The organism is Escherichia whittamii (genome assembly GCF_014836715.1).
Taxonomy (GTDB): Bacteria; Pseudomonadota; Gammaproteobacteria; order Enterobacterales; family Enterobacteriaceae; genus Escherichia; species Escherichia whittamii.
Genome location: NZ_JACSQI010000006.1, coordinates 184,822 through 210,497 on the forward strand (window position 1 = coordinate 184,822; position 25,676 = coordinate 210,497).

General features: G+C 50.2%; 27 protein-coding genes, 2 pseudogenes and 1 other annotated feature. Of the genes and pseudogenes, 13 read left to right on the forward strand and 16 right to left on the reverse strand.

The genetic code is table 11. The features are described from left to right. Positions 1-3 precede the first annotated feature (3 nt). Entirely contained in the window at positions 4-870 is an 867-nt protein-coding gene (locus H9644_RS11830; protein WP_191774680.1) for a helix-turn-helix transcriptional regulator, read from the forward strand. Between the two features lie 89 nt (positions 871-959). Here the strand turns inward: H9644_RS11830 and H9644_RS11835 are convergent, their stop codons facing one another. Then, the gene (locus H9644_RS11835) at positions 960-2,621 is read right to left on the reverse strand and encodes a putative transporter (RefSeq protein ID WP_064526105.1); all 1,662 of its coding nucleotides are present in this window, start codon (positions 2,619-2,621) and stop codon (positions 960-962) included. Between the two features lie 41 nt (positions 2,622-2,662). Here H9644_RS11835 and H9644_RS11840 point away from each other — a divergent pair, with 41 nt between their 5' ends. Continuing rightward, the gene (locus H9644_RS11840) at positions 2,663-2,812 is read left to right on the forward strand and encodes a hypothetical protein (RefSeq protein ID WP_074399419.1); all 150 of its coding nucleotides are present in this window, start codon (positions 2,663-2,665) and stop codon (positions 2,810-2,812) included. Between the two features lie 4 nt (positions 2,813-2,816). Here the strand turns inward: H9644_RS11840 and ibpB are convergent, their stop codons facing one another. Further along, the gene (ibpB, locus tag H9644_RS11845; RefSeq protein ID WP_064526102.1) at positions 2,817-3,245 is read right to left on the reverse strand and encodes a small heat shock chaperone IbpB; all 429 of its coding nucleotides are present in this window, start codon (positions 3,243-3,245) and stop codon (positions 2,817-2,819) included. Positions 3,246-3,355: 110 nt separating this feature from the next. Next, complete coding sequence (gene ibpA, locus H9644_RS11850; RefSeq protein ID WP_001243437.1) at positions 3,356-3,769, reverse strand: small heat shock chaperone IbpA; 414 nt, start codon at positions 3,767-3,769, stop codon at positions 3,356-3,358. Next, positions 3,763-3,835: a sequence feature (ROSE (Repression Of Heat Shock gene Expression) occurs in the 5'-region of heat shock genes and acts as an RNA thermometer to modulate expression.), on the reverse strand. It overlaps the preceding gene by 7 nt. A gap of 238 nt (positions 3,836-4,073) precedes the next feature. Here ibpA and H9644_RS11855 point away from each other — a divergent pair. Beyond that, positions 4,074-4,406: a YceK/YidQ family lipoprotein gene (locus H9644_RS11855; RefSeq protein WP_064525989.1), complete on the forward strand. Its 333-nt coding sequence runs from the start codon at positions 4,074-4,076 to the stop codon at positions 4,404-4,406. A gap of 1 nt (position 4,407) precedes the next feature. Here the strand turns inward: H9644_RS11855 and H9644_RS11860 are convergent, their stop codons facing one another. Further along, positions 4,408-5,622 carry a DUF3748 domain-containing protein gene (locus H9644_RS11860; RefSeq protein ID WP_064525987.1) on the reverse strand — a complete coding sequence of 405 codons (1,215 nt, stop codon included), beginning with the start codon at positions 5,620-5,622 and terminating at the stop codon, positions 4,408-4,410. 100 nt (positions 5,623-5,722) lie between these two features. On the opposite strand from H9644_RS11860, the gene cbrA reads away from it, so the two are divergent. Beyond that, positions 5,723-6,823, forward strand: coding sequence for a colicin M resistance lipid reductase CbrA (cbrA, locus tag H9644_RS11865; protein WP_064526100.1), 1,101 nt, complete (start codon positions 5,723-5,725; stop codon positions 6,821-6,823). Here cbrA and H9644_RS11870 read toward each other — a convergent pair. The 5 genes and pseudogenes from H9644_RS11870 to dgoR form a co-directional block, all read right to left on the reverse strand. After that, positions 6,784-8,121 carry an MFS transporter gene (locus H9644_RS11870; protein ID WP_165383157.1) on the reverse strand — a complete coding sequence of 446 codons (1,338 nt, stop codon included), beginning with the start codon at positions 8,119-8,121 and terminating at the stop codon, positions 6,784-6,786. The two genes, cbrA and H9644_RS11870, sit on opposite strands and share 40 nt — an antisense overlap. A gap of 74 nt (positions 8,122-8,195) precedes the next feature. Beyond that, complete coding sequence (gene dgoD / locus H9644_RS11875) at positions 8,196-9,344, reverse strand: galactonate dehydratase (protein WP_064525985.1); 1,149 nt, start codon at positions 9,342-9,344, stop codon at positions 8,196-8,198. After that, positions 9,341-9,415, reverse strand: a pseudogene (locus H9644_RS11880) (2-dehydro-3-deoxy-6-phosphogalactonate aldolase); the annotation flags it as partial. The gene dgoD and the pseudogene H9644_RS11880, both read right to left, overlap by 4 nt. Beyond that, positions 9,415-9,507: pseudogene (locus H9644_RS11885) on the reverse strand (2-dehydro-3-deoxygalactonokinase); the annotation flags it as partial. The pseudogenes H9644_RS11880 and H9644_RS11885, both read right to left, overlap by 1 nt. A 28-nt stretch (positions 9,508-9,535) precedes the next feature. Further along, the gene (gene dgoR, locus H9644_RS11890) at positions 9,536-10,225 is read right to left on the reverse strand and encodes a D-galactonate utilization transcriptional regulator DgoR (protein ID WP_064525982.1); all 690 of its coding nucleotides are present in this window, start codon (positions 10,223-10,225) and stop codon (positions 9,536-9,538) included. Positions 10,226-10,502: 277 nt separating this feature from the next. On the opposite strand from dgoR, the gene H9644_RS11895 reads away from it, so the two are divergent. Beyond that, positions 10,503-11,159, forward strand: a complete 657-nt coding sequence (locus H9644_RS11895) for a YidX family protein (RefSeq protein ID WP_064525980.1) — start codon at positions 10,503-10,505, stop codon at positions 11,157-11,159. Between the two features lie 46 nt (positions 11,160-11,205). Here H9644_RS11895 and yidA read toward each other — a convergent pair whose 3' ends face one another. Both yidA and H9644_RS11905 read right to left on the reverse strand, forming a co-directional pair. Continuing rightward, positions 11,206-12,018 (reverse strand): sugar-phosphatase, encoded by an 813-nt coding sequence (gene yidA, locus H9644_RS11900; RefSeq protein WP_191774682.1) that lies wholly within the window; start codon positions 12,016-12,018, stop codon positions 11,206-11,208. 114 nt (positions 12,019-12,132) lie between these two features. Then, entirely contained in the window at positions 12,133-12,531 is a 399-nt protein-coding gene (locus H9644_RS11905) for a YidB family protein (RefSeq protein WP_064525964.1), read from the reverse strand. A 410-nt stretch (positions 12,532-12,941) separates the two neighbouring features. On the opposite strand from H9644_RS11905, the gene H9644_RS11910 reads away from it, so the two are divergent. Next, positions 12,942-13,637 carry a YidX family protein gene (locus tag H9644_RS11910; protein WP_064525962.1) on the forward strand — a complete coding sequence of 232 codons (696 nt, stop codon included), beginning with the start codon at positions 12,942-12,944 and terminating at the stop codon, positions 13,635-13,637. Between the two features lie 366 nt (positions 13,638-14,003). Here the strand turns inward: H9644_RS11910 and gyrB are convergent, their stop codons facing one another. Genes gyrB through dnaA form a run of 5 tightly spaced genes read right to left on the reverse strand, consistent with a single transcriptional unit; the run spans position 14,004 to position 20,710 of the window. Continuing rightward, the gene (gene gyrB, locus H9644_RS11915; protein WP_064525959.1) at positions 14,004-16,418 is read right to left on the reverse strand and encodes a DNA topoisomerase (ATP-hydrolyzing) subunit B; all 2,415 of its coding nucleotides are present in this window, start codon (positions 16,416-16,418) and stop codon (positions 14,004-14,006) included. A 28-nt stretch (positions 16,419-16,446) separates the two neighbouring features. Next, complete coding sequence (gene recF, locus H9644_RS11920) at positions 16,447-17,520, reverse strand: DNA replication/repair protein RecF (protein ID WP_064525957.1); 1,074 nt, start codon at positions 17,518-17,520, stop codon at positions 16,447-16,449. Further along, positions 17,520-18,164, reverse strand: a complete 645-nt coding sequence (locus H9644_RS11925; protein WP_064525950.1) for a DNA gyrase subunit B family protein — start codon at positions 18,162-18,164, stop codon at positions 17,520-17,522. Before H9644_RS11925 ends, recF begins: the two co-directional genes overlap by 1 nt. Positions 18,165-18,204: 40 nt before the next feature. Further along, the gene (gene dnaN / locus H9644_RS11930) at positions 18,205-19,305 is read right to left on the reverse strand and encodes a DNA polymerase III subunit beta (RefSeq protein ID WP_000673456.1); all 1,101 of its coding nucleotides are present in this window, start codon (positions 19,303-19,305) and stop codon (positions 18,205-18,207) included. 4 nt (positions 19,306-19,309) lie between these two features. Beyond that, entirely contained in the window at positions 19,310-20,710 is a 1,401-nt protein-coding gene (dnaA, locus tag H9644_RS11935; protein WP_000059100.1) for a chromosomal replication initiator protein DnaA, read from the reverse strand. A gap of 296 nt (positions 20,711-21,006) precedes the next feature. On the opposite strand from dnaA, the gene H9644_RS11940 reads away from it, so the two are divergent. The 7 genes from H9644_RS11940 to tnaC all read left to right on the forward strand — a co-directional run bounded on the left by H9644_RS11940 (position 21,007) and on the right by tnaC (position 25,490). Next, complete coding sequence (locus H9644_RS11940) at positions 21,007-21,078, forward strand: hypothetical protein (protein WP_123057980.1); 72 nt, start codon at positions 21,007-21,009, stop codon at positions 21,076-21,078. Between the two features lie 238 nt (positions 21,079-21,316). Continuing rightward, entirely contained in the window at positions 21,317-21,457 is a 141-nt protein-coding gene (gene rpmH, locus H9644_RS11945; protein WP_000831330.1) for a 50S ribosomal protein L34, read from the forward strand. 16 nt (positions 21,458-21,473) lie between these two features. Beyond that, positions 21,474-21,833: a ribonuclease P protein component gene (gene rnpA / locus H9644_RS11950; RefSeq protein WP_000239730.1), complete on the forward strand. Its 360-nt coding sequence runs from the start codon at positions 21,474-21,476 to the stop codon at positions 21,831-21,833. After that, positions 21,797-22,054: a membrane protein insertion efficiency factor YidD gene (gene yidD / locus H9644_RS11955; protein ID WP_001307474.1), complete on the forward strand. Its 258-nt coding sequence runs from the start codon at positions 21,797-21,799 to the stop codon at positions 22,052-22,054. Before rnpA ends, yidD begins: the two co-directional genes overlap by 37 nt. 2 nt (positions 22,055-22,056) lie before the next feature. After that, positions 22,057-23,703 (forward strand): membrane protein insertase YidC, encoded by a 1,647-nt coding sequence (gene yidC / locus H9644_RS11960; protein ID WP_064525945.1) that lies wholly within the window; start codon positions 22,057-22,059, stop codon positions 23,701-23,703. Positions 23,704-23,808: 105 nt separating this feature from the next. Continuing rightward, a complete protein-coding gene (gene mnmE / locus H9644_RS11965; protein ID WP_064525944.1) occupies positions 23,809-25,173 on the forward strand; it encodes a tRNA uridine-5-carboxymethylaminomethyl(34) synthesis GTPase MnmE in 1,365 nt (454 codons plus the stop codon). Positions 25,174-25,415: 242 nt separating this feature from the next. Continuing rightward, positions 25,416-25,490 carry a tryptophanase leader peptide gene (gene tnaC / locus H9644_RS11970; RefSeq protein ID WP_001364348.1) on the forward strand — a complete coding sequence of 25 codons (75 nt, stop codon included), beginning with the start codon at positions 25,416-25,418 and terminating at the stop codon, positions 25,488-25,490. Positions 25,491-25,676 lie beyond the last annotated feature (186 nt).

The window sequence follows — 25,676 nt, forward strand, 5'->3', positions numbered from 1 at the left end:
AAAATGAATGGAAAATTGCAAAGTTCGGATGTAAAAAACGATACTCCATACAATATTCCCTTATTGATTAACGAAAATGTGATCTCCAGCGGAATTTCTCTGATCTCACTCTGGCATACCTATGCCGATGAGCATTACCGCGTAATCTGGCCGCGAGACAAGAAGAAACCGCTTATCGCCAACTCCTGGGTGGCGGTGTATACCGTACAAGGATGTGGAAAAATTCTTTTAAAGAATGGTGAGCAAATAACACTGCATGGCAACTGTATTATATTTTTAAAACCGATGGATATTCACTCTTATCACTGTGAAGGTTTAGTCTGGGAACAGTACTGGATGGAATTTACCCCCACCAGCATGATGGATATTCCTGTCGGTCAACAGAGCGTTATTTATAATGGCGAAGTTTATAATCAAGAACTCACAGAAGTTGCTGAATTAATTACTTCGGTAGAGGCGATAAAAAATAATCTGGCAGTCGCTTTTCTGACGAAAATTATTTATCAGTGGATTTGTCTTATGCACGCAGACGGCAAAAAAGATCCACAACGGCGGCAAATTGAAAAATTAATTGCCACTTTACATGCCAGCCTGCAACAACGCTGGAGTGTTGCCGATATGGCCGCCACCATCCCCTGTAGCGAAACCTGGTTGCGTCGCCTGTTTTTACGCTACACCGGCAAGACACCGAAAGAATATTACCTTGATGCACGTCTGGATCTGGCGCTCTCACTATTAAAGCAAGAAGGGAACTCGGTTGGCGAAGTCGCTGATACGCTCAACTTCTTCGACTCCTTTCATTTTAGCAAAGCCTTTAAGCATAAATTTGGTTATGCGCCGTCAGCCGTACTGAAGAATACAAACCAGTAATAACCAGAATGGCGAGTGTGTAAATGACTCGATGATGTTCAGAAATACCAGGTGGAGTACCATTGACGGTAACTCCACCCAAAAAGGCGTTAACCGATACTCCAGAAAAGCACCGCCAGTAATTGCGGTGTGATAATGCGCAGGAACATGACTAACGGATACACCGTGGCGTAAGAGAGCGCCGCCGCGCCACTGGTAGGATGAAGATTATTGGCAAACGCCAGCGCCGGAGGATCGGTCATTGAACCCGCGAGCATCCCGCACATCGTGAGATAATTCATTTTGACTAACATCCGCGCCAAAATGCCAGCCGTGATCAGCGGAATTGCGGTAATCAATGCACCATAGCCTATCCAGCTTAACCCTTCACCATCCACCAGTGTATGGATAAAATCGCCGCCGGATTTCAGACCAACTACCGAGAGAAACAGTACGATACCCAGTTCGCGCAGCGCCAGGTTGGCACTTGGCGGCATAAACCAGTAAAGCTTACCAATGCTGCCGATACGCCCGAGGATAAGCGCCATAATTAGCGGCCCCCCCGCCAGCCCCAACTTCAATGCAGCCGGGAATCCAGGCACAAACACCGGAATGGAGCCCAACAATACGCCAAGCCCAATACCAATAAACACCGGTAACATCTGCACCTGTTGTAATTTTTGCTGCGCATTACCTAATACATTAGCCACGGCATCAATCGCGGACGGGCGTCCAACCAGGTTGAGAATATCGCCAAATTGCAGGCTAATATCGCTACTTGCAACTAATTCAACTCCAGCACGGTTCAGGCGCGAGATAACGACGTCATAGCGCTCCTTAAAGTGCAGGTCGCGAATACGTTTACCGAGCACATTCTCATTGGTGACCACCACGCGTTCGACGCGTAAATCTGTGCCTTTCGTTGATAGCGAAGTATCCACTTCCTGCCCAATCACCAATTGTGCATTATGCAAATCTGCAGGCTGCCCCACCAGATGCAGCAAATCGCCCAGTTGAATAACGGTCTCTGGCGAAGGCACTTTTAAGGTTTCTTCTCGTTTCAATCGTGAGCAGATAACTTTATCGCCATTGAGAATCGGCACATCTTTAATGGCTAAATTATGCAAATTAGGGTTCTCAACACGGATGTTAATCGTCCTGATTAGCGCACCGCCGTTGGTTCGCGTGGACTCGTGCTGCTGGGCTTCCGTCTCAACATTGACACGGAAAATAACCCGTAGCATCCACATGGTGAACAAAATCCCACAAATCCCAAATGGATACGCCATCGCGTAACTCATCCCCATCTGGTCAACCATCTCCATCGGTGTGCCCAGGTCGCGTAAGATTTGCTGACCTGCCCCCAGTGCTGGCGTATTGGTAACCGCGCCAGAGAAAATCCCCAGCACCACTGGAAGTGGGATATCGAACAGTTTATGTAAGATGGCCGTGACCAGACCACCGAGGATAACAACCAAAACAGCAAACAAATTGAGGCGCAACCCGGAGACACGCAACGAGGCAAAGAAGCCCGGCCCCACCTGAATCCCGATGGTATACACGAAAAGGATAAGACCAAATTCCTGGATAACATGCAGCATATCGCTACTTAATGTCATCCCCGCCTGTGACACAAAATGACCGACGATAATCCCGCCGAACAGTACGCCGCCAATGCCCAATCCAACGCCGCGAAACTTGACGTTGCCGATAAACAAACCGACGACCGCCACCAAAGCCAGAATACTGACTGTTAATGCTATATCACTCATCGTCCATTTCTCTTGAAATAACATTTTAATTACCGGGGATTATGGCTGAATCGGTGAAGCAGATTTGCCTTATGGCGCACATTATCACGGGAAAGAGAGTGCCGGAACCTCTTAAACTGGCGAAAATTAAAACATTGCTGAAGATTGCAGACAAAAAAAGCCCCACCAAACTGGCGGGGCAAAGAGAATAGCTAATTAGCTATTTAACGCGGGACGTTCGCTGATAGCGATACGCTGCGCTGCGATGGGTTCAGGCTCATTACGAATTAAATCAATATGCAGTAAACCATTAACGAAGGTTGCGCCAGAGACTTCCATATTTTCAGCCAGCGTAAAGCTCAGGTTAAACGGCTGATTCATAAGCCCTTGATGCAGCCATTTTTTCTCTTCTTTTGGCTGCTCCGGCGTGCCTTTTACGCTCAGGCGGGTACCTTCCAGTTGAATATCTAAATCTTCCTGACGAAAACCTGCCAGCGCAAGGGTAATGCGGTAGTGGTTATCGTCGCTTTTCTCAATGTTGTACGGCGGGAAGCTCTGGCTTTCACCGGCGTTTTGCAGTGCGTTGGCCAGTTTGTCAAAACCGATCCATTGACGCATCAGTGGGGATAAATCGAAATTACGCATAATCATTTCTCCTTCTAAGAAGCGAGTAAGTACCTGCAAATCCGAAGATTCGCATATGCTCCCTGACGGCGAGCATCAAATGTCAGGCCGCGCACTGCGGCCTTAGAGAATTAGTTGATTTCGATACGGCGCGGTTTTTTCGCTTCTGGAATCACGCGTTCGAGATCGATATACAGCAGGCCGTTCACCAGGTTAGCGCCACGAACATGAATGTTCTCGGCTAACTGGAATTTACGTTCAAAGTTGCGTTCAGCGATGCCCTGGTACAGATAGGTGCGCTCTTTTTGTTCGTCGGCGTGAGCACCTTTCACCACCAGCAGATTGTCCTGGGCGGTAATTTCCAGTTCACTTTCGGCAAAGCCAGCCACCGCGATAGCAATGCGGTAATGGTTTTCGTCTACCAGTTCAACATTGTACGGAGGGTAGCCGCCATTACTCTGGCTCTGGTTGTTTTCTAAGTGGTTAAACAAACGATCAAATCCAATAGCAGAACGGTAAAGCGGGGATAAATCAAAGTTACGCATAATTAATAGCTCCTGAAATCAGCGAGAATGTAAGACCTTCCACAATGGACAGGTCGGATAGCCAGAACACCCATCAGGCGCGTTCTCATTGGCTACGGTATAAAAATGGGTCTGGATATGCACTTTTCAAGTCTTTTCGACGGACTTTTTTTTGCAGTTTGTGGTCTATTGCATAGACTGAGGGGCAGCACGAAACGTTAAAGTGCGATAGCCGCCACAGTGCGACATGATGATGATGTTATTTTCAGCAAGGGATCGCTATAACACATCATGCCAACACCCACGATCAACAGATGAATTTATTATGATAAGAAATGTGTTGTTAGCGCTCATGATATGCAGCGGAATGACATTACTCGGAGGATGCTCCAGCGTAATGTCCCATACCGGGGGGAAGGAGGGAACGTATCCCGGCACCCGCGCCAGTGCCACCATGATTGGCGACAGTGACACCAACTGGGGTACGAAATCGCTGGCAGTTCTCGACATGCCATTTACCGCAGTCGTGGATACGCTACTTCTGCCATGGGATATGTTCCGTAAAGACAGTTCGTTGCGCTCTCGCGTTGAAAAAAGCGAGACCGATACGCAAGCCACCAATGCCGTTATTCCCCCCGCCAGAATGCCCGTGAACTGATTTAGCGGCCAGTTTTGGTGATCCACAGCTGGCCGGCTTCCATCCACGCCAGCCATTGACCATCCGGCGAGAAGACCACCGCGTCCGCCGAAGGTGAGTTGGCGTGATTTTCGGTTAAATATTCAACCTTACCGCTTTGCGCGTGTGCGCAGGCAATCCGATTATCCAGCACAAAGCCCAGCCATTCTCCTGACGGATGCCAGTTAAACGCCGACTGAATATCCGTTTTGTTATTGGTTAACTGGCGCAGTTCGCCGCCCTGTGGCGAGATAAGCCACAGTTGCACAATGCCGTTATCATCCCGCATCAAAAACGCGATTTGCGTTCCTTGAGGGTTACACCGCACCCAATGGCGCGGGGCGTTGACTAAGCCCGGATAAGTACGATGGTGCGTAAAGGTTAATCGTCGCTGCATAACGCCACGCGGCGGCGCGGGCAGAGTTGATTCTGTTCCGCTTAACGGCGCGTCGCCCGGCAATTTCCAGCCGTTTTCATCTTTCGGCAACTCGACAATAAACAGCTCCGGCACTTTCTCACCCTTTTGCGAAAGCGTATCGCCAATAAACGCCAAAGCGTGGTTTCCTACCCATCCTTCTTCATAAGCGCGATTGATTTCATCACTGCCCGGCTGCGGCGTGGGCGTTGTTTTGCTGACCAGCACGCACCAGTGGCTACCGCTGTATTCACGCGGATGCTGCTTTTGCACATTGACCGGACCAAACGGCGCCGCAACCCCGACGTTACGCAAATCCAACGCAGGATCGCGTTCATGCAGCACGTGGTCGTTATAGGTAAAACTCACCATTTCGCCGTTCGGGCTAAAAACATGCACATGGCTGCCGCCACGCAACGCCCCTGATGTGTACGGAATGGTAATATCCATTGCATCGAGATTGCTCATCTTGCCGCCTTCAACAATCACGCCGCGACGGTGATGGAAATCGTAATGCCATGTTTCATCAGGATTTTCAGGTCCGTGGATAAAGACATATTTCTCTGACTTCGGATGAACGGTCACCACGCCGACGTGCGCTCCCTCTGACGCCCGGTAGATAACCTCGACCTCGCCAGTATGGATATTCACGCGCTCAATTGTCTCACCGGTAAACGACGCGCCAGAAGGCCGCACGTCAAACACCAGCCACTGGCTGTCGGGTGTCCAGGTGTTGGTATTGGTGAGCAAGTGATTACGGGGAGCAAAGGTTATCTGTTTCATGGCGCGGTCCTGATACAAAACGATTCCCGCCATCATACTTCACAAGGACTTCACTTTCAGACAATAGTCTTTTGCCATCGTGATGAATGTGAGTGAAAAGATGGAACATTTCGACGTGGCGATTATTGGCCTCGGCCCGGCTGGTTCTGCTCTGGCGCGGCAGTTAGCAGGCAAAATGCAGGTGATCGCGCTGGATAAAAAACACCAGTACGGTACAGAAGGCTTCAGCAAGCCTTGTGGTGGTCTGCTGGCACCGGACGCGCAGCGTTCTTTTATTCGTGATGGGCTGACGCTTCCTGTCGATGTGATCGCCAACCCGCAGATTTTCAGCGTGAAAACCGTTGATGTAGCAGCATCGCTCACACGTAACTACCAGCGAAGTTATATCAATATCAATCGCCATGCCTTCGACTTGTGGATGAAGTCGCTGATCCCCGCGAGCGTTGACGTTTACCACGATAGTCTGTGCCGGAAAATCTGGCGTGAGGATGATAAATGGCATGTCATCTTCCGGGCGGACGGCTGGGAGCAGCACATTACTGCCCGCTATCTGGTTGGTGCTGACGGTGCAAACTCGATGGTGCGGCGACATCTCTACCCGGATCACCAGATACGTAAATATGTCGCTATCCAGCAGTGGTTCGCCGAGAAACATCCGGTACCGTTCTACTCCTGCATCTTTGATAATGAAATAACCGACTGTTATTCATGGAGTATTAGCAAAGACGGTTATTTTATTTTTGGCGGCGCCTATCCGATGAAAGACGGCCAGACGCGTTTCGCAGCGCTGAAAGAGAAAATGACTGCCTTTCAGTTCCAGTTTGGCAAAGCGGTAAAAAGCGAGAAATGCACCGTGTTATTTCCCTCACGCTGGCAGGATTTTATCTGTGGTAAGGACAATGCCTTTCTTATTGGCGAAGCGGCGGGATTTATCAGCGCCAGCTCGCTGGAGGGGATTAGCTATGCGCTGGATAGCGCAGATATTCTGCGTTCAGTGTTACTGAAGCAGCCAGAGAAGATCAACGCCGCTTACTGGCGCGCCACTCGCAAACTGCGGTTAAAGCTCTACGGCAAGATAGTAAAAAGCCGATGCTTAACTGCACCGGCCTTAAGAAAGTGGATTATGCGCAGTGGCATAGCGCATATTCCACAGATAAAGGATTACCCAACGCGCTTCACATCGCCCACCAGCAGGATGTAAGAAAGTGCGCCAATCAACGCGACGGCGGAGATATAAACCAGTGCAGGTGCGAAACCGTAACCCTGTGCCAGGTAACCGACCACCAAAGGTACAGTAATACCGCCCAAACCACCGGCGAAGTTAAACACGCCGCCGGTTAAACCAATCAGGCGCATCGGTGCTAAAGAAGACACTAGCGACCAGGTAATAGAAGCAAAACCGTTGCCGAAGAAAGCCAGCGCCATCAGGCACATAATCATCATCGGGTCATTGGTGTAGTTAGCGCCCATAATGCAGGTAGAGATCAGCAAACCGCAGATAATTGGTGTTTTACGCGCAAAGCCCAGCGAAAATCCCTTACGCACCAGCAGATCCGCTACCCAGCCGGAGAGCAATACGCCAACAAATGCGGCAAGAAATGGCACCGTGGTCATAAAGCCCGCTTTTAGCGCCGTTATTCCTTTTTCCTGGGTTAAATAGTTCGGGAACCAGGTTAAGAAGAACCACAGTGTAGAAGCCACCGCAAATTGCCCGAGATAGACGCCAATCAGTTTACGATGAAACACCAGCTTCCAGTCTTTTGCTGTTAACGGCTGACGCGCCTCTTTTTTCACCGGCGCATCACCATCCACCAGGCCGCCGCCATCACGAATGTAATCCAGTTCAGCTTTGCTGATGCCTTTGGTCAGGCGCGGCGGCTGATAAACTTTAAACCAAATCAGCGACCAGATAATGCCGATACCACCAGTGACAATGAACACCCAGTGCCAGCTCAACATCTCCTGAATCCAGATCAGCAGCGGGGTCAGAAACGCCAGACCGACAAACTGGCCAGAGGTATAAAAACCAACGGCTGAAGCGCGTTCATGTTCCGGGAACCAACTGGTCACCATACGGTTATTGGTCGGAAAAGCGGGCGCTTCGAAAATACCGGTTATCGCACGCAGCCCAATTAATGACATTAATCCCGTGGCAAAGCCCTGGAATAAAGTCGCCACTGACCAGCCAAATATCGCAATAAAATAAGTCACGCGTGAACCTACGCGATCTAAAAACCAACCACCGGGGATCTGGCATAGTGTATAAAGCCAGGCGAAGGCCGAAAATACATAGCCCATTTGCGCTTTAGTAATACCGAACTCTTCCTGAATATGGGCGGAAGCCACGGCCAGGTTGGCGCGGTCGACATAACAAATGACCACCGTAATAAAGATCATCACCAGCGTCAGATAGCGCCGACGCCCCGGCTTTGCTGCATTAACGGGAATATCCATAGCGAGCTGTCTCCAGATTTTGGGCATAGCGAAGCCGCTCACCATGCCCTGTAATGTACAGAGGGTTATATTTTTGTATTAAAGTTTTATTGCCCGATGAGGGGCTTACGTTGCAGGAATTACCACTCTGCTACGCTGTTATCTTCATGACGCCAGAGCGGATTACGCCAGTCCGGGGCATGTTTACTGAACTCAATGACTTTGGCTTCGTCGATTTCCACGCCTAAGCCCGGTTTCGTCAATGGTTTAAAGAAACCGCCGACCATGTTGAAGTCTTCTTTGTTTTTCACAAAGTCGAGTAACTCCGCGCCTTTGTTGTAGTGAATGCCCATACTTTGCTCCTGAAGTACCGCGTTATAGGAAACAAAGTCGATATGCAGGCAAGCCGCCAGTGCAATCGGCCCGAGTGGGCAGTGCGGCGCAAGAGTTACGTCATAGGCTTCTGCCATTCCGGCAATTTTGTAGCATTCGGTAATACCGCCTGCGTGGGAGAGATCCGGTTGCAGAATCGAAATCCCACCCGCTTCCAGCACGCGCTTAAACTCGAAGCGTGAGAACATTCGTTCGCCCGCCGCCAGTGGAATATGCGTCTGTGCCGCCAGTTTCGGGTAGTATTCGGCTTGTTCTGCTAATACCGGTTCTTCAATAAACAGCGGACGATACGGTTCCAGTTCTTTAATCAGCACTTTCGCCATCGGCGCGCTGACGCGACCGTGGAAATCAAGGCCAAACTCAATCTGATTGCCAAAAGCTTCACGAATTTGTGCCACGGTGTTGACCGCCGCATCCACCGCGCGGGAGTTATCAATCAGCCCCAGTTCTTCGCAACCATTCAACTTGAAGGTATCGAAGCCGATTTCACGCAGCGTTTTAATACCGTCGATAACATCCGCCGGACGATCGCCGCCGACCCAACTGTAGGCTTTAATTTTGTCGCGAACCAGGCCGCCCATCAGTTGCCAGACCGGCGCATTCAGCACTTTGCCTTTGATATCCCATAACGCCTGGTCGATTCCGGCGATAGCGCTCATCAGAATCGGGCCACCGCGATAAAAACCGGCGCGATACATCACTTGCCATAAGTCATTGATGCGCGAAGGGTCCTGACCAATCAGATAGTCGCCCAGCTCATGAACTGCCGCTTCAACCGTGCGCGCGCGGCCTTCAATCACTGGCTCGCCCCAACCGACCACACCTTCATCGGTTTCAATTTTCAGGAACATCCAACGGGGAGGTAAACGATACGTGGTAATTTTGGTGATTTTCATTGCTCTGCCTCTCGATACGCCTTAACAAATGCTGCTGCCTGCTGCGTGATACGTTCTACTGTTTGCCCGGCGCTTGCGCACCGTGCAATTGGCTTTCTTCACCACGCATAACATTGTGGTTATCGTCATGAGAGAGGCACTCGCTGGGGATTATGGAGATATTCCCCGGTCAATTGCGATGTAGCACACTGTCATGTGATTTCCTTTAATCTTCGTGTCGAACTGGCAATCATGCTGAGTGCCGCCTGCTCTGCCGCATCGCCGTCCTGATGCCGTATCGCATCGAACAGCGCCTTATGTTCCTGAAGCGTTTGCGGCATATTGGCTTCATCGCCCATCCAGGTTCGTTCAAAAACCGCCCGCTGCAGCGAACTGATCGCAATGCTAAGTTGCTGTAACACCGGGTTATGCACCGACTGCAGCACCGCTTCGTGGTAGCGAATATCCGCTTCGTTAAACGCCTCGCGATCCTGATTGTTGGCAATCATCTCGTTCAGCGCGGACTCAATCTGCGCCAGATCGCTGGAGGTCGCGCGCTCCGCCGCCCAACGGGCAATCGCTGGTTCCACCAGATTTCGTACTTCGCTCATTGCACTGATAAGCCGTGGGTCGTAGTCGTTTTCCAGAACCCATTGCAGTACGTCAGTGTCGAGGTAATTCCACTGGTTGCGCGGTGCCACAAACGCGCCGCGATAGCGTTTCATTTCAATCAGCCGCTTCGCCATCAGCGAGCGGAATACTTCGCGAATGATGTTGCGCGAGGTTTCAAACTCCTCACAGAGTTCTGCCTCAGCCGGAAGCGGCGAACCGGGTACGTATTTGCCGCTCACAATCTGCTTACCCAGCGTAATGACGATGCGATCGGTTTTATTGAGAGTCATGGAGAGTCCTTGTGCTCTGTATGTTCTTCTCTACTTTACCTTGATCGCTGCACAATACGGCAACTTTGTAGTACCAGCGTGAAACCGTTCGCCATTTCCATAGCCATAATGTAGTACAATTTATTGTTGTTGTACTACAATTTAGATCACAAAAAGAACAATAAGTGAAAAGATGACATGCATCAGGCAGAAATCTGAAAAGGGATGTCAGGCGCTAATAAGGAGGGAAAGAAGAGTATGCTTTCAATGGTTTAGCTACTCGTTTAAAGGATTAATCATGAAGTTGAATTTTAAGGGATTATTTAAATTTTTCGGTTTGTTTTCACTAGCGCTAATGCTTTCGGGGTGTCTATCTTATGCTCTTGTTTCTAATACGGGTAAAAGAACATCCGGAACGTATCAGTATCAGTCCGACACCATCAGAGGGTTATCGCTGGCAAAAGATAGTAATGGGACCAAAGGTTATGTTTTTGTAGGGGAATCTCTGGATTATTTGATAACCGACGGAGGGGACGATGTCGTCGTTATGCTCAATGATCCAGCAATTAATCGGCATAATATTCATACCGCCGATGATGCGATATTTGTCATTGAAAGCGGGGAAAAGAAATTTACCGGCAAGATATCACTCTATTACAACTGGACCACGGAAGAAGAAAAAGCTCTGGCAATACATTATGGATTTGCCTGTGGCGTTCAGAATTGTACCTGGACACTGGAAAACCTGAAAGGAACAATCCATGAGAAAAACAAAAAAATGAATTACTCAAATGTGATGGCGTTTTACCATCCATTTAAAGTGGTTTTTTATAAACGCTATTCGTCAGGCGGTATTCCCAAAGGCGCCGTCAATGCTTTGCTGCCAGTGACTTTGACGTTGGATATCATCACTTCACCGCTGCAATTAATCGTTGCCAGCTCAGTAAGCAAATAATCATAGAAACGGGCAAATGCAACAACACACTTTGCCCGCCCACTAATTAATTCAGCACATACTTTTCAATAGCAAACGCCACGCCATCTTCGAGGTTGGATTTGGTGACAAAGTTCGCCGCTTCTTTCACCGAAGGAATAGCGTTATCCATTGCCACACCGACGCCTGCGTATTCAATCATTGCGATGTCGTTTTCCTGATCGCCAATCGCCATGATTTCTTCCAGGTTAATGCCCAACACGTCAGCCAGCGATTTCACGCCTGTACCTTTATTGACGCGTTTATCGAGAATTTCGAGGAAGTACGGCGCGCTTTTCAGCACGGTGTATTTTTCTTTCACTTCCTGCGGAATGCGCGCGATGGCCTGGTCGAGGATGGCGGGTTCATCAATCATCATCACTTTCAGGAACTGGGTATTGGGGTCCATTTTCTCCGCTTCGCAGAACACCAGCGGAATGGTGGCAACGAAAGATTCATGCACCGTGTAATAGCTGATATCGCGGTTGGCGGTATACAGCGTGGTGCGATCCAGCGCGTGGAAATGGGAACCGACTTCGCGAGAGAGTTTTTCCAGGAAACGATAGTCGTCATAGCTCAATGCTGTTTGCGCCACGGTGCTGCCATCGGCGGCCTTCTGCACCAGCGCGCCATTGTAAGTAATGCAGTAGTCGCCAGGTTGTTCCATATGCAGCTCTTTCAGGTAGCTGTGAACGCCTGCATAAGGGCGGCCCGTCGTTAGCACAACATTCACGCCACGGGCGCGAGCTGCGGCAATCGCATTTTTAACGGCGGGAGAAATGGTGTGATCGGGCAGCAGAAGTGTGCCATCCATATCGATAGCAATGAGTTTGATAGCCATGAGTTCCCCAGGTAGATTGGTTCCTGACCCATGCTAACGCGATTCCGCTCAAAAATCAGTACAACACCTGAGGGAAAAGGGGGATGCAACGCGCATGGCGTGCTCCCCTTTTGCTTAACGGAAAAGTTTCCCTTTCAGCAGTTCCATACCTGCGGAAAGCAGATCGTTATTAGCTTGCGGTGAAACTTCGCCCTGCGGCGAGAGAGCATCAATAATCTTCGGCAATTGTTCCGCCAGCATGTTAGAAGCAGCACTGGTATCCACGCCGAGTTTTTGTCCAAGATCGGACACCGCGTTTGTGCCGAGCGCCGACTCCAGTTGCTCGCCGCTAACGGGTTGATTACCCTGTTGATTACTCAACCAGGTTGAGAGAATGGCACCTAAACCGCCACTTTGCAGTTTTTCCAGCAGCACCTGAATGCCGCCCTGCTCCTCAACCCAACTTAAAATAGCCTGATATTTCCCCGCATCGCCTTTCAGAAAGGCACCTACAACTTCATCAAAAAGCCCCATGATAATCACCTGTAAAGCGTTACGTGTTGACTCAAAAAGTATAGTTCTGCGGGACAATTGTTGGAATTGTGAAAGCAAAAAGGTACAGATGTTCTCCGCCGTTTTTTATTTTATTCATCTTTTCAAGATATTATACTCAATATCATCAGTAATTTTTTGCCAACCAAACGCTGAGTCTGACGTTTTCTTATAGCATCAATATTTTTTATTACTTCAGCTTATATGTTTACACACTAATATTTATGTAAAGTTCTATTTGATAGTTGTAAATTTAATAATGTGAATAATTTTATAACATTTTTAATTGTTTTTCTTTTATGAAATGTCCACAAACAGACTATTAATCATAATGCAAATGTATTATCACATTGCGACTACCAAGAGGTAATAATACTATCAGGATGATTGCCATGAAGAAATTTATTAAAGCACTATGTTCTATAACAATAGTGAGTTGTTTCTCTGGATTTGGTTTAACTGGCTGCGTTACAAAATCTCTTATAAAGAGTATAGATGAAGACCAGAGCGGTACAGTAATCTGGAAAAAAGATGAAATCCGCGGTGTAAGCCAATCAACAACAAATACTGGTGTTAAAACCTGGACACTCATCGGTAAAAACAATAACTATCAACTTAGCGATGAAACCAGCCAAGGCAAAATCAACAGGAACTTTACCACCTTTCTAAACAATCCCGAACTTTCGCCTCAGGCAATAGAAATTTCTTCGTGGATTCAATGTTACAGCCAAAAGAATCATAGCAATGATTTCATGTGCTACGACGTTAATATCTTCTATCGTTATCCAGACGAGGTCACACCACAGCAAAAAAACAGTTTAAAAAAAGCTTTTAATCTAAATAAAAACGATCCTGGTACTAGCGTAATGCTTCTTCTATCAGGTTCGATAAAATCTAATAATGAAGATAATGCTGTCGTTATCCCGTTTAAAAACAAAAGTACTCTTGTAATTAATAAAGATAAATCGTCTTTTTCTGCCAAATATTTACTTGTGCCATTTTCTGTGGTTGCTGATGTTATCACTGCACCATTTCAGGCTATTGGGTATCTTATTATCATTAACTCACTACCGGCAATGCGCTACTAATATAGCGGTGTAACTATATTAGTCATTCTAAAAACAAGATTAAATGCCAAACATGGAAACTCATCAAGGATATCGTATGAAAAAGTTTATAGATATATTGATTTTAATAATATTTATAGTGGCCGTTATATTAGGGATTGGCTACGCCATTTTATTACACTCGCTACCCGCAATGCGTTACTAATAAAAAAACCGTTCCCTTATATAAGGGAACGATCAGGTTGTCGACGAAGTGCGCTTTGTTCATGCCGGATGCGGCGTGAACGCCTTATCCGGCCTACAAAATCGTGCAAATTCAATATATTGCAGGAATTTCGTAGGCCTGATAAGCGTAGCGCATCAGGCAAAAGCGCATTGCTAATGCCATTAAATATCGATATTCGCCGCCTTCAGGGCGTTTTCTTCGATAAACGCACGACGCGGTTCAACGGCGTCGCCCATCAGCGTGGTGAACAGCTGGTCGGCGGCAATCGCATCCTTAACGGTAACGCGCAGCATACGGCGGCTTTCCGGGTCCATGGTGGTTTCCCACAACTGTTCCGGGTTCATCTCGCCCAGACCTTTATAACGCTGGATGGAGAGGCCGCGACGGGACTCTTTCACCAGCCAGTCCAGCGCCTGCTCGAAGCTGGCTACCGGCTGACGACGCTCACCACGTTCGATAAACGCATCTTCTTCCAGCAAACCACGCAGTTTCTCGCCCAGCGTGCAGATACGGCGATATTCGCCGCCGGTGATAAACTCGTGATCCAGCGGATAGTCAGTATCCACACCGTGAGTACGCACGCGAACAATCGGCTCGAACAGGTTTTGTTCGACATTAGCGTGGACATCAAACTTCCACTGGCTGCCGTGCTGTTCTTTGTCGTTCAGTTCGCTGACCAGCGCATTCACCCAACGGGTAACAGTCTGCTCGTTGGAAAGGTCGGCTTCCGTCAGCGTCGGCTGATAGATAAGTTCTTTCAGCATTGCTTTCGGGTAACGACGCTCCATACGCACGATCATTTTCTGCGCCGCATTGTACTCAGACACCAGTTTTTCTAACGCTTCGCCAGCCAGGGCAGGTGCACTAGCGTTGGTGTGTAAAGAAGCACCATCCAGTGCGATGGAGATTTGGTACTGATCCATCGCTTCATCGTCTTTAATGTACTGTTCCTGCTTACCTTTCTTCACTTTGTACAGCGGCGGCTGGGCAATATAGACGTGACCGCGTTCGATGATTTCCGGCATCTGACGATAGAAGAAGGTCAACAGCAACGTACGAATGTGCGAGCCGTCGACGTCCGCATCGGTCATGATGATGATGCTGTGATAACGCAGTTTATCCGGGTTGTATTCGTCACGACCAATCCCGCAGCCAAGCGCGGTGATAAGCGTCGCCACTTCCTGGGAAGCCAGCATCTTATCGAAACGGGCTTTCTCAACGTTGAGGATTTTACCTTTCAACGGCAGAATCGCCTGGTTCTTGCGGTTACGCCCCTGCTTCGCAGAGCCGCCCGCAGAGTCCCCTTCCACAAGGTACAGTTCGGAGAGCGCCGGGTCGCGTTCCTGGCAGTCCGCCAGTTTGCCCGGCAGGCCTGCTAAGTCCAGCGCACCTTTACGACGGGTCATTTCACGGGCACGACGTGCAGCTTCACGCGCACGGGCAGCATCAATAATTTTGCCAACCACGATTTTCGCGTCGGTTGGGTTTTCCAGCAGGTATTCCGCCAGCAGTTCGTTCATCTGCTGTTCAACCGCCGATTTCACCTCAGAAGAAACCAGTTTGTCTTTGGTCTGGGAGGAGAATTTCGGGTCTGGTACTTTCACGGACACAACCGCAATCAGGCCTTCACGCGCATCGTCGCCGGTGGCGCTGACTTTGGCTTTTTTGCTGTAGCCTTCTTTGTCCATGTAGGCGTTCAGAGTACGGGTCATCGCCGCACGGAAGCCTGCCAGGTGAGTACCGCCGTCACGCTGTGGAATGTTGTTGGTAAAGCAGTAGATATTTTCCTGGAAGCCATCGTTCCACTGCAATGCCACTTCGACGCCAATACCGTCTTTTTCGGTGGAGAAATAGAAAATATTCGGGTGAATTGGCGTTTTGTTCTTGTTCAGATACTCAACGAACGCCCTGATACCACCTTCATAGTGGAAGTGGTCTTCTTTGCCGTCACGCTTGTCGCGCAGACGAATGGAAACGCCGGAGTTAAGGAACGACAACTCACGCAGACGTTTCGCCAGAATTTCATATTCGAACTCGGTTACATTGGTGAAGGTTTCGAGGCTTGGCCAGAAACGCACCATGGTGCCTGTTTTTTCAGTCTCGCCGGTAACCGCCAGCGGAGCCTGCGGTACACCGTGTTCGTAGATCTGACGGTGAATTTTACCCTCGCGCTGGATAACCAGCTCCAGTTTTTGCGACAGGGCGTTTACTACCGAAACACCAACGCCGTGCAGACCGCCGGACACTTTATAGGAGTTATCGTCAAATTTACCGCCTGCGTGCAGGACGGTCATGATTACTTCCGCCGCCGATACGCCCTCTTCCGGGTGAATACCGGTCGGAATACCGCGCCCGTCATCCTGTACGGAGACAGAGTTATCGGCATGAATAGTAACGATAATTTCTTTACAGTGACCCGCGAGCGCTTCGTCGATAGCGTTATCTACCACCTCGAATACCATGTGGTGCAGACCGGTGCCGTCATCCGTGTCGCCGATATACATACCCGGGCGCTTACGCACCGCATCCAGCCCTTTCAGGACTTTGATACTGGAGGAGTCATAAGAATTCGACATCAACGTTTCTCGCTCATTTATACTTGGGTTAATCCGTTATTTTACCCTTTTCCACGGTAAACATCTTCGAATTTTCGTCCGACATGTCTATAACGTGTTCAGCACTGATCGCGCTGACAAAGACCTGTGATTGCGTCGCTTTTAAGCGGCTGGCAAGCAGTCCGCGACGTTCATCATCAAGCTCAGAGGCAAAATCATCTATCAGGTAGAGACACCGCCGCCCGCTTTCACGGGTGAGGAACTCTCCTTGCGCCAGACGTAAGGCGCACATCAGCAGCTTTAGCTGCCCACGCGATAAGGTATCTTCCACCGGCGCACCGTCGGCGCGAATGCGTAAGTCCGCTTTATGCGGGCCGTGCGCGGTGTAGGTTAGCTGGCGATCGCGTTCAAAATTACGTTCCAGCACCTCAGCGTACTCTGTCTCTTTCTCCCAGCCGCGCTGGAAAGAGAAAGTCAGAGAAAACTCAGGGAGAAATTGCTTACAGGTATCGGCCATATCAGCCGCGATACCGGCGCTATACTGGGCGCGCCAGGTGCTGATTTGCTCCGCCAGCGGGATCAGTTCTTTATCCCACGGACGTAGCTGTTCGTAACGTGTCACCTGGCGCAGCGCCGCATTACGCTGCTTGAGCAACCGCTTGAGATTGCTCCAGGCGGTGAAAAATCCAGGTTCGTTGTGAAAGCATCCCCAGTCGAGGAATGCTCTTCTGTATTTGGGGCCACCGTTGAGTAAAGTAAACCCTTCTGGCGTTATCAGCTGCATCGGCATCAGGTGCGCCAGCTCCGCGACTTTATGCCCGTCAGTACCATCAATGCGGACTTTGCTGTCGCCCTGTTTGTCTTTGGTTAAACCAATCGCCGTCTCGCGCTCTTCGCCCTGTAACCGCCCGTGGAGAACAAACGCCTCCTGCTCGTGGCGAATGACGCGACCAATCTGCAAACTGCGAAACGCCCGACCGTGGCCGAGCGTATAGATGGCTTCCAGTACGCTGGTTTTGCCACTGCCGTTGGCCCCCACCAGAAAGTTAAAGCCGGGAGATAAAGCGAGATCCGCGTTTTCAATGTTGCGGAAATCTTTAATAAGTAATCGGGAGAGCGACATCAGTGACTCAACGATTTCGCAAGAGGCAGCGCATTGTTACTGATACCGCAAAAATGGGCTTCTTTACCGACACGCCGGTCCTGCAAAAAAAGCGCCACGTCAGGATTAAGGCGGGAAGATTCATGCAAGCGTGTTGCCAGAGTCGCAAAGTCAAAATCAACGACATGGGTAAAGATCTCCCTGGCGGGCCAGAAACGTATCATGGTGCCTGTTTTCTCGCCACAGGCTGAAAGCATCAACGGCGTTTTTGGTTCACCGTTTTCATAACTCTGCCGATAAACCCTGCCTGCATAATGGATTTCGATATCCAGTTTTTGTGATAACACATTCACCACGAAAAGCGGCTGTTTCACACCGGCACAAAACTGGGTCAGGGTAGCTTCCACTGCGAGCGTACCCTCTTCCTGAAGGAACGAGTTGACAACAATATGTCCGTAATGACGTACTGCAACCGAGTTATCTTCATGAATGGTGATAAAAATATTTCTCTCACCGCCCGTGCGTGCTTCTTCTATAGCGCGATCAATGATCCAGAACGCCATATTATGTAAGCCAGCGCCGTTATTTGTCTCACCGATATACCGTGAGGCGCAGGCTCGCACCTCGCGTTGCGGTTTGACAACCTGGATATCGAACGAGTGCATTAACGCCCCTCGTGCCTTGTATTACGGGTGCTGCGCGACATTACAGTCTCATTGGCATGACAACGTAAGCCGCACTCTGGCTGGCCGCATCTTCAATCTGCACGCTGGAAACTGAATCGGTCAGCATCATGCGGACGTTTTCGCATTTCAACGCGTTCAGGACATCCAGCACATAGCTGACGTTGAAGCCGATTTCCATCTCCGCACCGCTGTAGGTGACGTCGAGGATCTCTTCCGCTTCTTCCTGTTCCGGGTTATTGGCAGTGATCTTCAGCTGATTCTCGCTGACATACAGACGCACGCCGCGGAATTTCTCGTTAGAGAGAATCGCTGCACGGGCAAACGCCTGCTTGAGCAGATCGCAGCCAGCTTCCAGATGTTTGTCCGGGTTCTTCGGCAGAACGCGACGGTAATCCGGGAAGCGACCGTCCACCAGTTTGGAAGTGAAGATAAAGTCACCGACGTGGGCGCGAATGTTGTTGCTGCCAATCTGCACGCGCAGCGGATTATCGCCGCCGTCGAGCATACGCATCAGTTCAATCACGCCTTTACGCGGAACGATCACCGAATGGCTTGGCAAAGACTGACCAATTGGCATGGAACAGACCGCCAGGCGGTGGCCGTCAGTCGCCACGGTGCGCAGCTCTTCACCTTCGGTTTCGAACAGCATACCGTTTAAATAATAGCGAACGTCCTGATGCGCCATTGAAAACTGGGTTGCTTCAATCAGACGCTTCATCGTCGCCTGCGGCAGGGTAAATTCAACTTCGCTCTGCCAGTCATCAAGGTTCGGGAAATCCGCCGCTGGCAGGGTAGAAAGCGAAAAACGGCTACGCCCGGAGCGCACCAGCATTCGCTCACCTTCCAGTTGCACGGCAATTTCCGCGCCCTCAGGCAGACCACGGCAGATATCAAAGAATTTGCGCGCCGGAACGGTCGTCGCCCCTGGTTCATGCGGCTGAATCAGCGCAACACGTGCCACCATTTCCATCTCGAGATCAGTACCGGTCAGCGACAACGTACCGTCAGCAACCTGTAACAGCAGATTACCGAGAATCGGTAGCGTAGGACGACCACCTAACGGACCGCTCACCTGTTGTAGCGGTTTTAATAAATGCTCACGTTCTACGGTAAATTTCATAGGTTTACGATGACAATGTTCTGATTAAATTAGAGAAATCTTCTTTGATATCGTGGCTCTCTTCACGCAACTGCTCGATCTTACGGCAGGCATGAAGTACCGTCGTGTGGTCACGACCACCAAACGCATCGCCAATCTCCGGCAGACTGTGGTTAGTCAGCTCTTTCGCCAGCGCCATCGCCATCTGGCGTGGACGCGCTACCGAGCGAGAACGACGCTTGGAAAGGAGATCCGCAACTTTGATCTTGTAGTACTCCGCCACCGTCTTTTGAATATTGTCGATGGTGACCAGTTTTTCCTGCAAAGCCAGTAAGTCGCGCAGCGCCTCACGTACGAAGTCGATGGTGATCGCCCGTCCGGTAAAGTTAGCGTTAGCAATGACGCGGTTCAGCGCCCCTTCCAGCTCACGTACGTTAGATCGTAGACGCTTGGCGATAAAGAACGCCACTTCGCCCGGCAAACGAATGTCGTTTTCGTCGGCCTTTTTCATCAGGATCGCCACGCGGGTTTCCAGCTCTGGCGGTTCGATCGCCACAGTCAGCCCCCAACCGAAGCGAGATTTCAAACGATCCTCAACGCCGTTGATCTCTTTCGGATAACGATCCGACGTGAGGATGATCTGCTGATTACCTTCCAGCAGGGCGTTAAAGGTATGGAAAAACTCTTCCTGGGATCGTTCTTTATTGGCGAAAAACTGAATATCGTCGATCAGCAGCGCATCAACGGAACGGTAGTAGCGTTTAAACTCTTCGATCGCATTGTTTTGCAGGGCTTTTACCATGTCCTGAACAAAGCGTTCGGAGTGCATATAAACCACTTTGGCATTTGGCTTGCGCGCCATGATGCCATTACCCACCGCATGCAGCAGGTGAGTTTTACCCAGCCCCGTGCCGCCATAAAGGAACAGCGGGTTATAGGCGCCGCCCGGGTTGTCTGCCACCTGGCGAGCCGCCGCGCGCGCCAGTTGGTTAGATTTACCTTCGACGAAGTTATCAAACGTATGTTTGACGTTAACGTTGGAACGATAGGTCGGTTCTGCCGGAGCCGGAACGTTATCCCAACCTGAGCGCGTAGAAGGCGCAGCACGTTGCGGTTGCACCTGAGCAGCCTGAGCCGGTGCAACTGTGTTGCTGGCAGGGACTTTCAGCGTTTGTGTCACGGGCTTTGTACCCACTTCAAAACGCAGCTGTGGGGCATCCGCTCCGCAGAAACTGGTTAGCAGTCCATTGATATTATTGAGGTACTTGTCCCGTACCCAATCGAGGACAAAACGGTTTGGCGCGTACAAGGCCAGCGTGTTATCGCTCAGTTCCGCCTGCAACGGGCGTATCCACATACTGAATTCTGTGGCTGGTAACTCATCCTGCAATCGGGCAAGACATTGCTGCCAAAGCGAAAGTGACACGGCGGACTCCACTCGAACAAAAGTCGATTATGACTAAGGCTGAAACATTCATGATTGTTGACGCACGTCGAAAAGACCCTGCATGAGGGTGACGCACGAACCGCTGTCTGCGGTTATATGCCCGATCAAGATCCTGCAAAACGATCGGGACCGCGGATCATAGCCTAAACTGCGTAAGAGATCTTCTGTTTCTCACAGATTTTCCCGATTTATCCACAGGGCTTTCCAGAACTCGCTAAGTGTAAACGATCCTGCCGCAAGGCGGGCACGATTTACGCCGCATATTGGAAAATTTAATGACCTTAGACAAAATTAGGCTTAATCGATCTAATAAAGATCCTGGACGATCCTTGCGCTTTACTCGGTAGCCCGTATAATCCTCCCCCCGGCGCGCCATGCTGGTTTTAACTGGTGTGAGGCCGTACATTTTCCCAGCGAAAAGGTGCGGAAAAGCGCGGTAAATAAGGAAAGAGAATTGACTCCGGAGTGTACAATTATTACAATCCGGCCTCTTTAATCACCCATGGCTTCGGTGTCCATCGTTTCATTTTTCGGCGGATATCCAATAAAGCCATTGAATTTATTCAAGTTTAGGTAGAAATCGCCATGAAACGCACTTTTCAACCGTCTGTACTGAAGCGCAACCGTTCTCACGGCTTCCGTGCTCGTATGGCTACTAAAAATGGTCGTCAGGTTCTGGCACGTCGTCGTGCTAAAGGCCGCGCTCGTCTGACCGTTTCTAAGTAATATAGCTAACCCCTGCGTGGTTAAGCTCGCATTTCCCAGGGAGTTACGTTTGTTAACTCCCAGTCAATTCACATTCGTCTTCCAGCAGCCACAACGGGCTGGCACGCCGCAAATTACTATTCTCGGCCGCCTGAATTCGCTGGGGCATCCCCGTATCGGTCTTACAGTCGCCAAGAAAAACGTTCGACGCGCCCATGAACGCAATCGGATTAAACGTCTGACGCGTGAAAGCTTCCGTCTGCGCCAACATGAACTCCCGGCTATGGATTTCGTGGTGGTGGCGAAAAAAGGGGTTGCCGACCTCGATAACCGTGCTCTCTCGGAAGCGTTGGAAAAATTATGGCGCCGCCACTGTCGCCTGGCTCGCGGGTCCTGATAGCCCTCATTCGGGTCTATCAACGCCTGATTAGTCCGCTACTCGGGCCGCATTGTCGTTTCACTCCAACCTGTTCAAGCTACGGAATTGAGGCATTGCGCAGGTTTGGAGTGATAAAAGGCAGTTGGTTGACGGTGAAACGCGTATTAAAATGCCACCCTTTACACCCTGGTGGTGACGATCCCGTCCCGCCCGGACCATTTGATACCAGAGAACACTAACGATGGATTCGCAACGCAATCTTTTAGTCATCGCTTTGCTGTTCGTGTCTTTCATGATCTGGCAAGCCTGGGAGCAGGATAAAAATCCGCAACCTCAAGCTCAACAGACCACGCAGACAACGACCACCGCAGCGGGTAGCGCCGCCGACCAGGGCGTACCGGCCAGTGGCCAGGGGAAACTGATTTCTGTTAAGACCGACGTGCTTGATCTGACCATCAACACCCGTGGTGGTGATGTTGAACAGGCTCTGCTGCCGGCTTACCCGAAAGAGCTGAACTCTACCCAGCCGTTCCAGCTGCTGGAAACTTCACCGCAGTTTATTTATCAGGCACAGAGCGGTCTGACCGGTCGTGATGGCCCGGATAACCCGGCTAACGGCCCGCGTCCGCTGTATAACGTTGAAAAAGACGCTTATGTGCTGGCTGAAGGCCAAAACGAACTGCAGGTGCCGATGACGTATACCGACGCGGCAGGCAACACGTTTACCAAAACGTTTGTCCTGAAACGTGGTGATTACGCTGTCAACGTCAACTACAACGTGCAGAACGCTGGCGAAAAACCGCTGGAAATCTCCACCTTTGGTCAGTTGAAGCAATCCATCAATTTGCCACCGCATCTCGACACCGGAAGCAGCAACTTTGCGCTGCATACTTTCCGTGGCGCGGCATATTCCACGCCTGACGAGAAGTACGAGAAATACAAGTTCGATACCATTGCCGATAACGAAAACCTGAACATCTCTTCGAAAGGTGGTTGGGTAGCGATGCTGCAACAGTATTTCGCGACTGCGTGGATCCCGCATAACGACGGTACCAACAACTTCTACACCGCTAATCTGGGTAACGGCATCGCCGCTATCGGCTATAAATCTCAGCCGGTACTGGTTCAGCCTGGTCAGACTGGCGCGATGAACAGCACCCTGTGGGTTGGCCCGGAAATCCAGGACAAAATGGCGGCCGTTGCTCCGCACCTGGATCTGACCGTTGATTACGGTTGGTTGTGGTTCATCTCTCAGCCGCTGTTCAAACTGCTGAAATGGATCCATAGCTTCGTGGGTAACTGGGGCTTCTCCATTATCATCATCACCTTTATCGTTCGTGGCATCATGTACCCGCTGACCAAAGCGCAGTACACCTCCATGGCGAAGATGCGTATGCTGCAGCCGAAGATTCAGGCCATGCGTGAGCGTCTGGGCGATGACAAACAGCGTATCAGCCAGGAAATGATGGCGCTGTACAAAGCTGAGAAGGTTAACCCGCTGGGCGGCTGCTTCCCGCTGATTATCCAGATGCCAATCTTCCTGGCGTTGTACTACATGCTGATGGGTTCCGTTGAACTGCGTCAGGCGCCGTTTGCACTGTGGATCCACGACCTGTCTGCACAGGACCCGTACTACATCCTGCCGATCCTGATGGGCGTAACGATGTTCTTCATTCAGAAGATGTCGCCGACCACTGTGACCGACCCGATGCAGCAGAAGATCATGACCTTTATGCCGGTCATCTTCACCGTGTTCTTCCTGTGGTTCCCGTCAGGTCTGGTGCTGTACTATATCGTCAGCAACCTGGTAACCATTATTCAGCAGCAGCTGATTTACCGTGGTCTGGAAAAACGTGGCCTGCATAGCCGCGAGAAGAAAAAATCCTGATTCGGTGAGTTTTCGCTAAAATAAGGGCGGTCAGTTGACCGCCTTTTTTCTTTTCGTAGGGCGGATAAGCACAGTGCATCCGCCAAACAAAGCAACAGGAACATCATGAGCGATAATGACACTATCGTAGCCCAGGCCACGCCTCCAGGACGTGGCGGCGTTGGCATCCTGCGCATCTCCGGCCTCAAAGCACGCGAAGTTGCCGAAATCGTGCTGGGTAAACTGCCTAAGCCACGCTACGCCGACTATTTGCCATTTAAAGACGCAGACGGCAGCGTGCTCGATCAGGGGATTGCGCTATGGTTCCCTGGCCCGAACTCGTTCACTGGCGAAGATGTGCTGGAACTGCAAGGTCATGGCGGTCCGGTGATCCTCGACCTGCTGTTAAAACGTATTCTGACCATTCCCGGCCTGCGGATTGCCCGCCCTGGTGAGTTTTCAGAACGCGCGTTTCTTAACGATAAACTCGATTTAGCCCAGGCCGAAGCGATTGCCGATCTGATCGATGCCAGCTCGGAACAGGCGGCCCGTTCGGCGCTTAATTCGCTGCAAGGCGCGTTCTCCGCACGGGTTAATCATCTGGTAGAAGCCCTCACCCACTTGCGTATTTACGTCGAAGCGGCGATTGATTTCCCCGATGAAGAGATCGATTTCCTCTCTGACGGCAAAATTGAAGCCCAGCTCAATGACGTGATTGCCGATCTCGATGCGGTACGCGCCGAAGCTCGTCAGGGCAGCCTGTTGCGCGAAGGGATGAAAGTGGTGATTGCCGGGCGTCCAAACGCCGGTAAATCGAGCCTGTTAAACGCGCTGGCGGGGCGTGAAGCGGCAATCGTGACGGATATCGCCGGAACCACGCGTGACGTGCTGCGTGAGCATATCCACATTGACGGGATGCCTCTGCATATCATCGACACCGCCGGGCTACGTGAAGCCAGCGACGAAGTTGAACGTATTGGTATCGAACGCGCGTGGCAGGAAATTGAGCAGGCCGATCGCGTGCTGTTTATGGTCGATGGCACCACGACAGATGCCGTTGATCCGGCAGAGATCTGGCCGGAATTTATCGCCCGTCTGCCTGCAAAACTGCCAATCACCGTGGTGCGCAATAAAGCCGATATCACCGGCGAAACGTTGGGGATGAGCGAAGTGAACGGTCACGCGTTAATTCGTCTCTCGGCAAGGACTGGCGAAGGCGTGGATGTGCTGCGTAACCATCTAAAACAGAGCATGGGCTTTGACACCAATATGGAAGGCGGCTTCCTGGCGCGCCGTCGTCACCTACAGGCGCTGGAACAGGCGGCGGAGCACCTGCAACAGGGTAAAGCACAACTGTTAGGCGCATGGGCGGGCGAATTGCTGGCGGAAGAGCTGCGCCTGGCGCAGCAGAACTTAAGCGAGATCACCGGGGAGTTTACCTCTGACGACCTACTGGGGCGGATTTTCTCCAGCTTCTGTATCGGTAAGTAACCGCACTTACGAAGCCGCATCTGGTAATCAGGATGCGGCTTTGTTTTCCTGTTTGCATACTTTTTATTAATCAATTCATCTTATAAACATTAAAATTTTAATGCGGCGTATTTTTCTGAAAAAAGCATTAAATAATGCCTCTCGAACGATTGTGATTCGATTCACATTTAATAAACTTAGGAATAGATATAAAAATCTTAATGTAATAGTGTAGCAACATGTCTTTCGAGGATAAGTGCATTATGAATATCTTACATATATGTGTGACCTCAAAGTGGTTCAATATTGACAATAAGATTGTCGATCACCGCCCTTAATTTGCCCTTCTGTAGTCATCACCAGAGCCAAACCAATTAGATTCAATGTGATCTATTAGTTTGCCATGCCTTAATTTTGCCTTTTAGACAAGCCATTATTGCTTTATCTATTTGCTCGTCTAAATAAATGTACTCGCATACATAAACATGGTGAATTAATGGTTATTGCAGACGCAATATTCACAG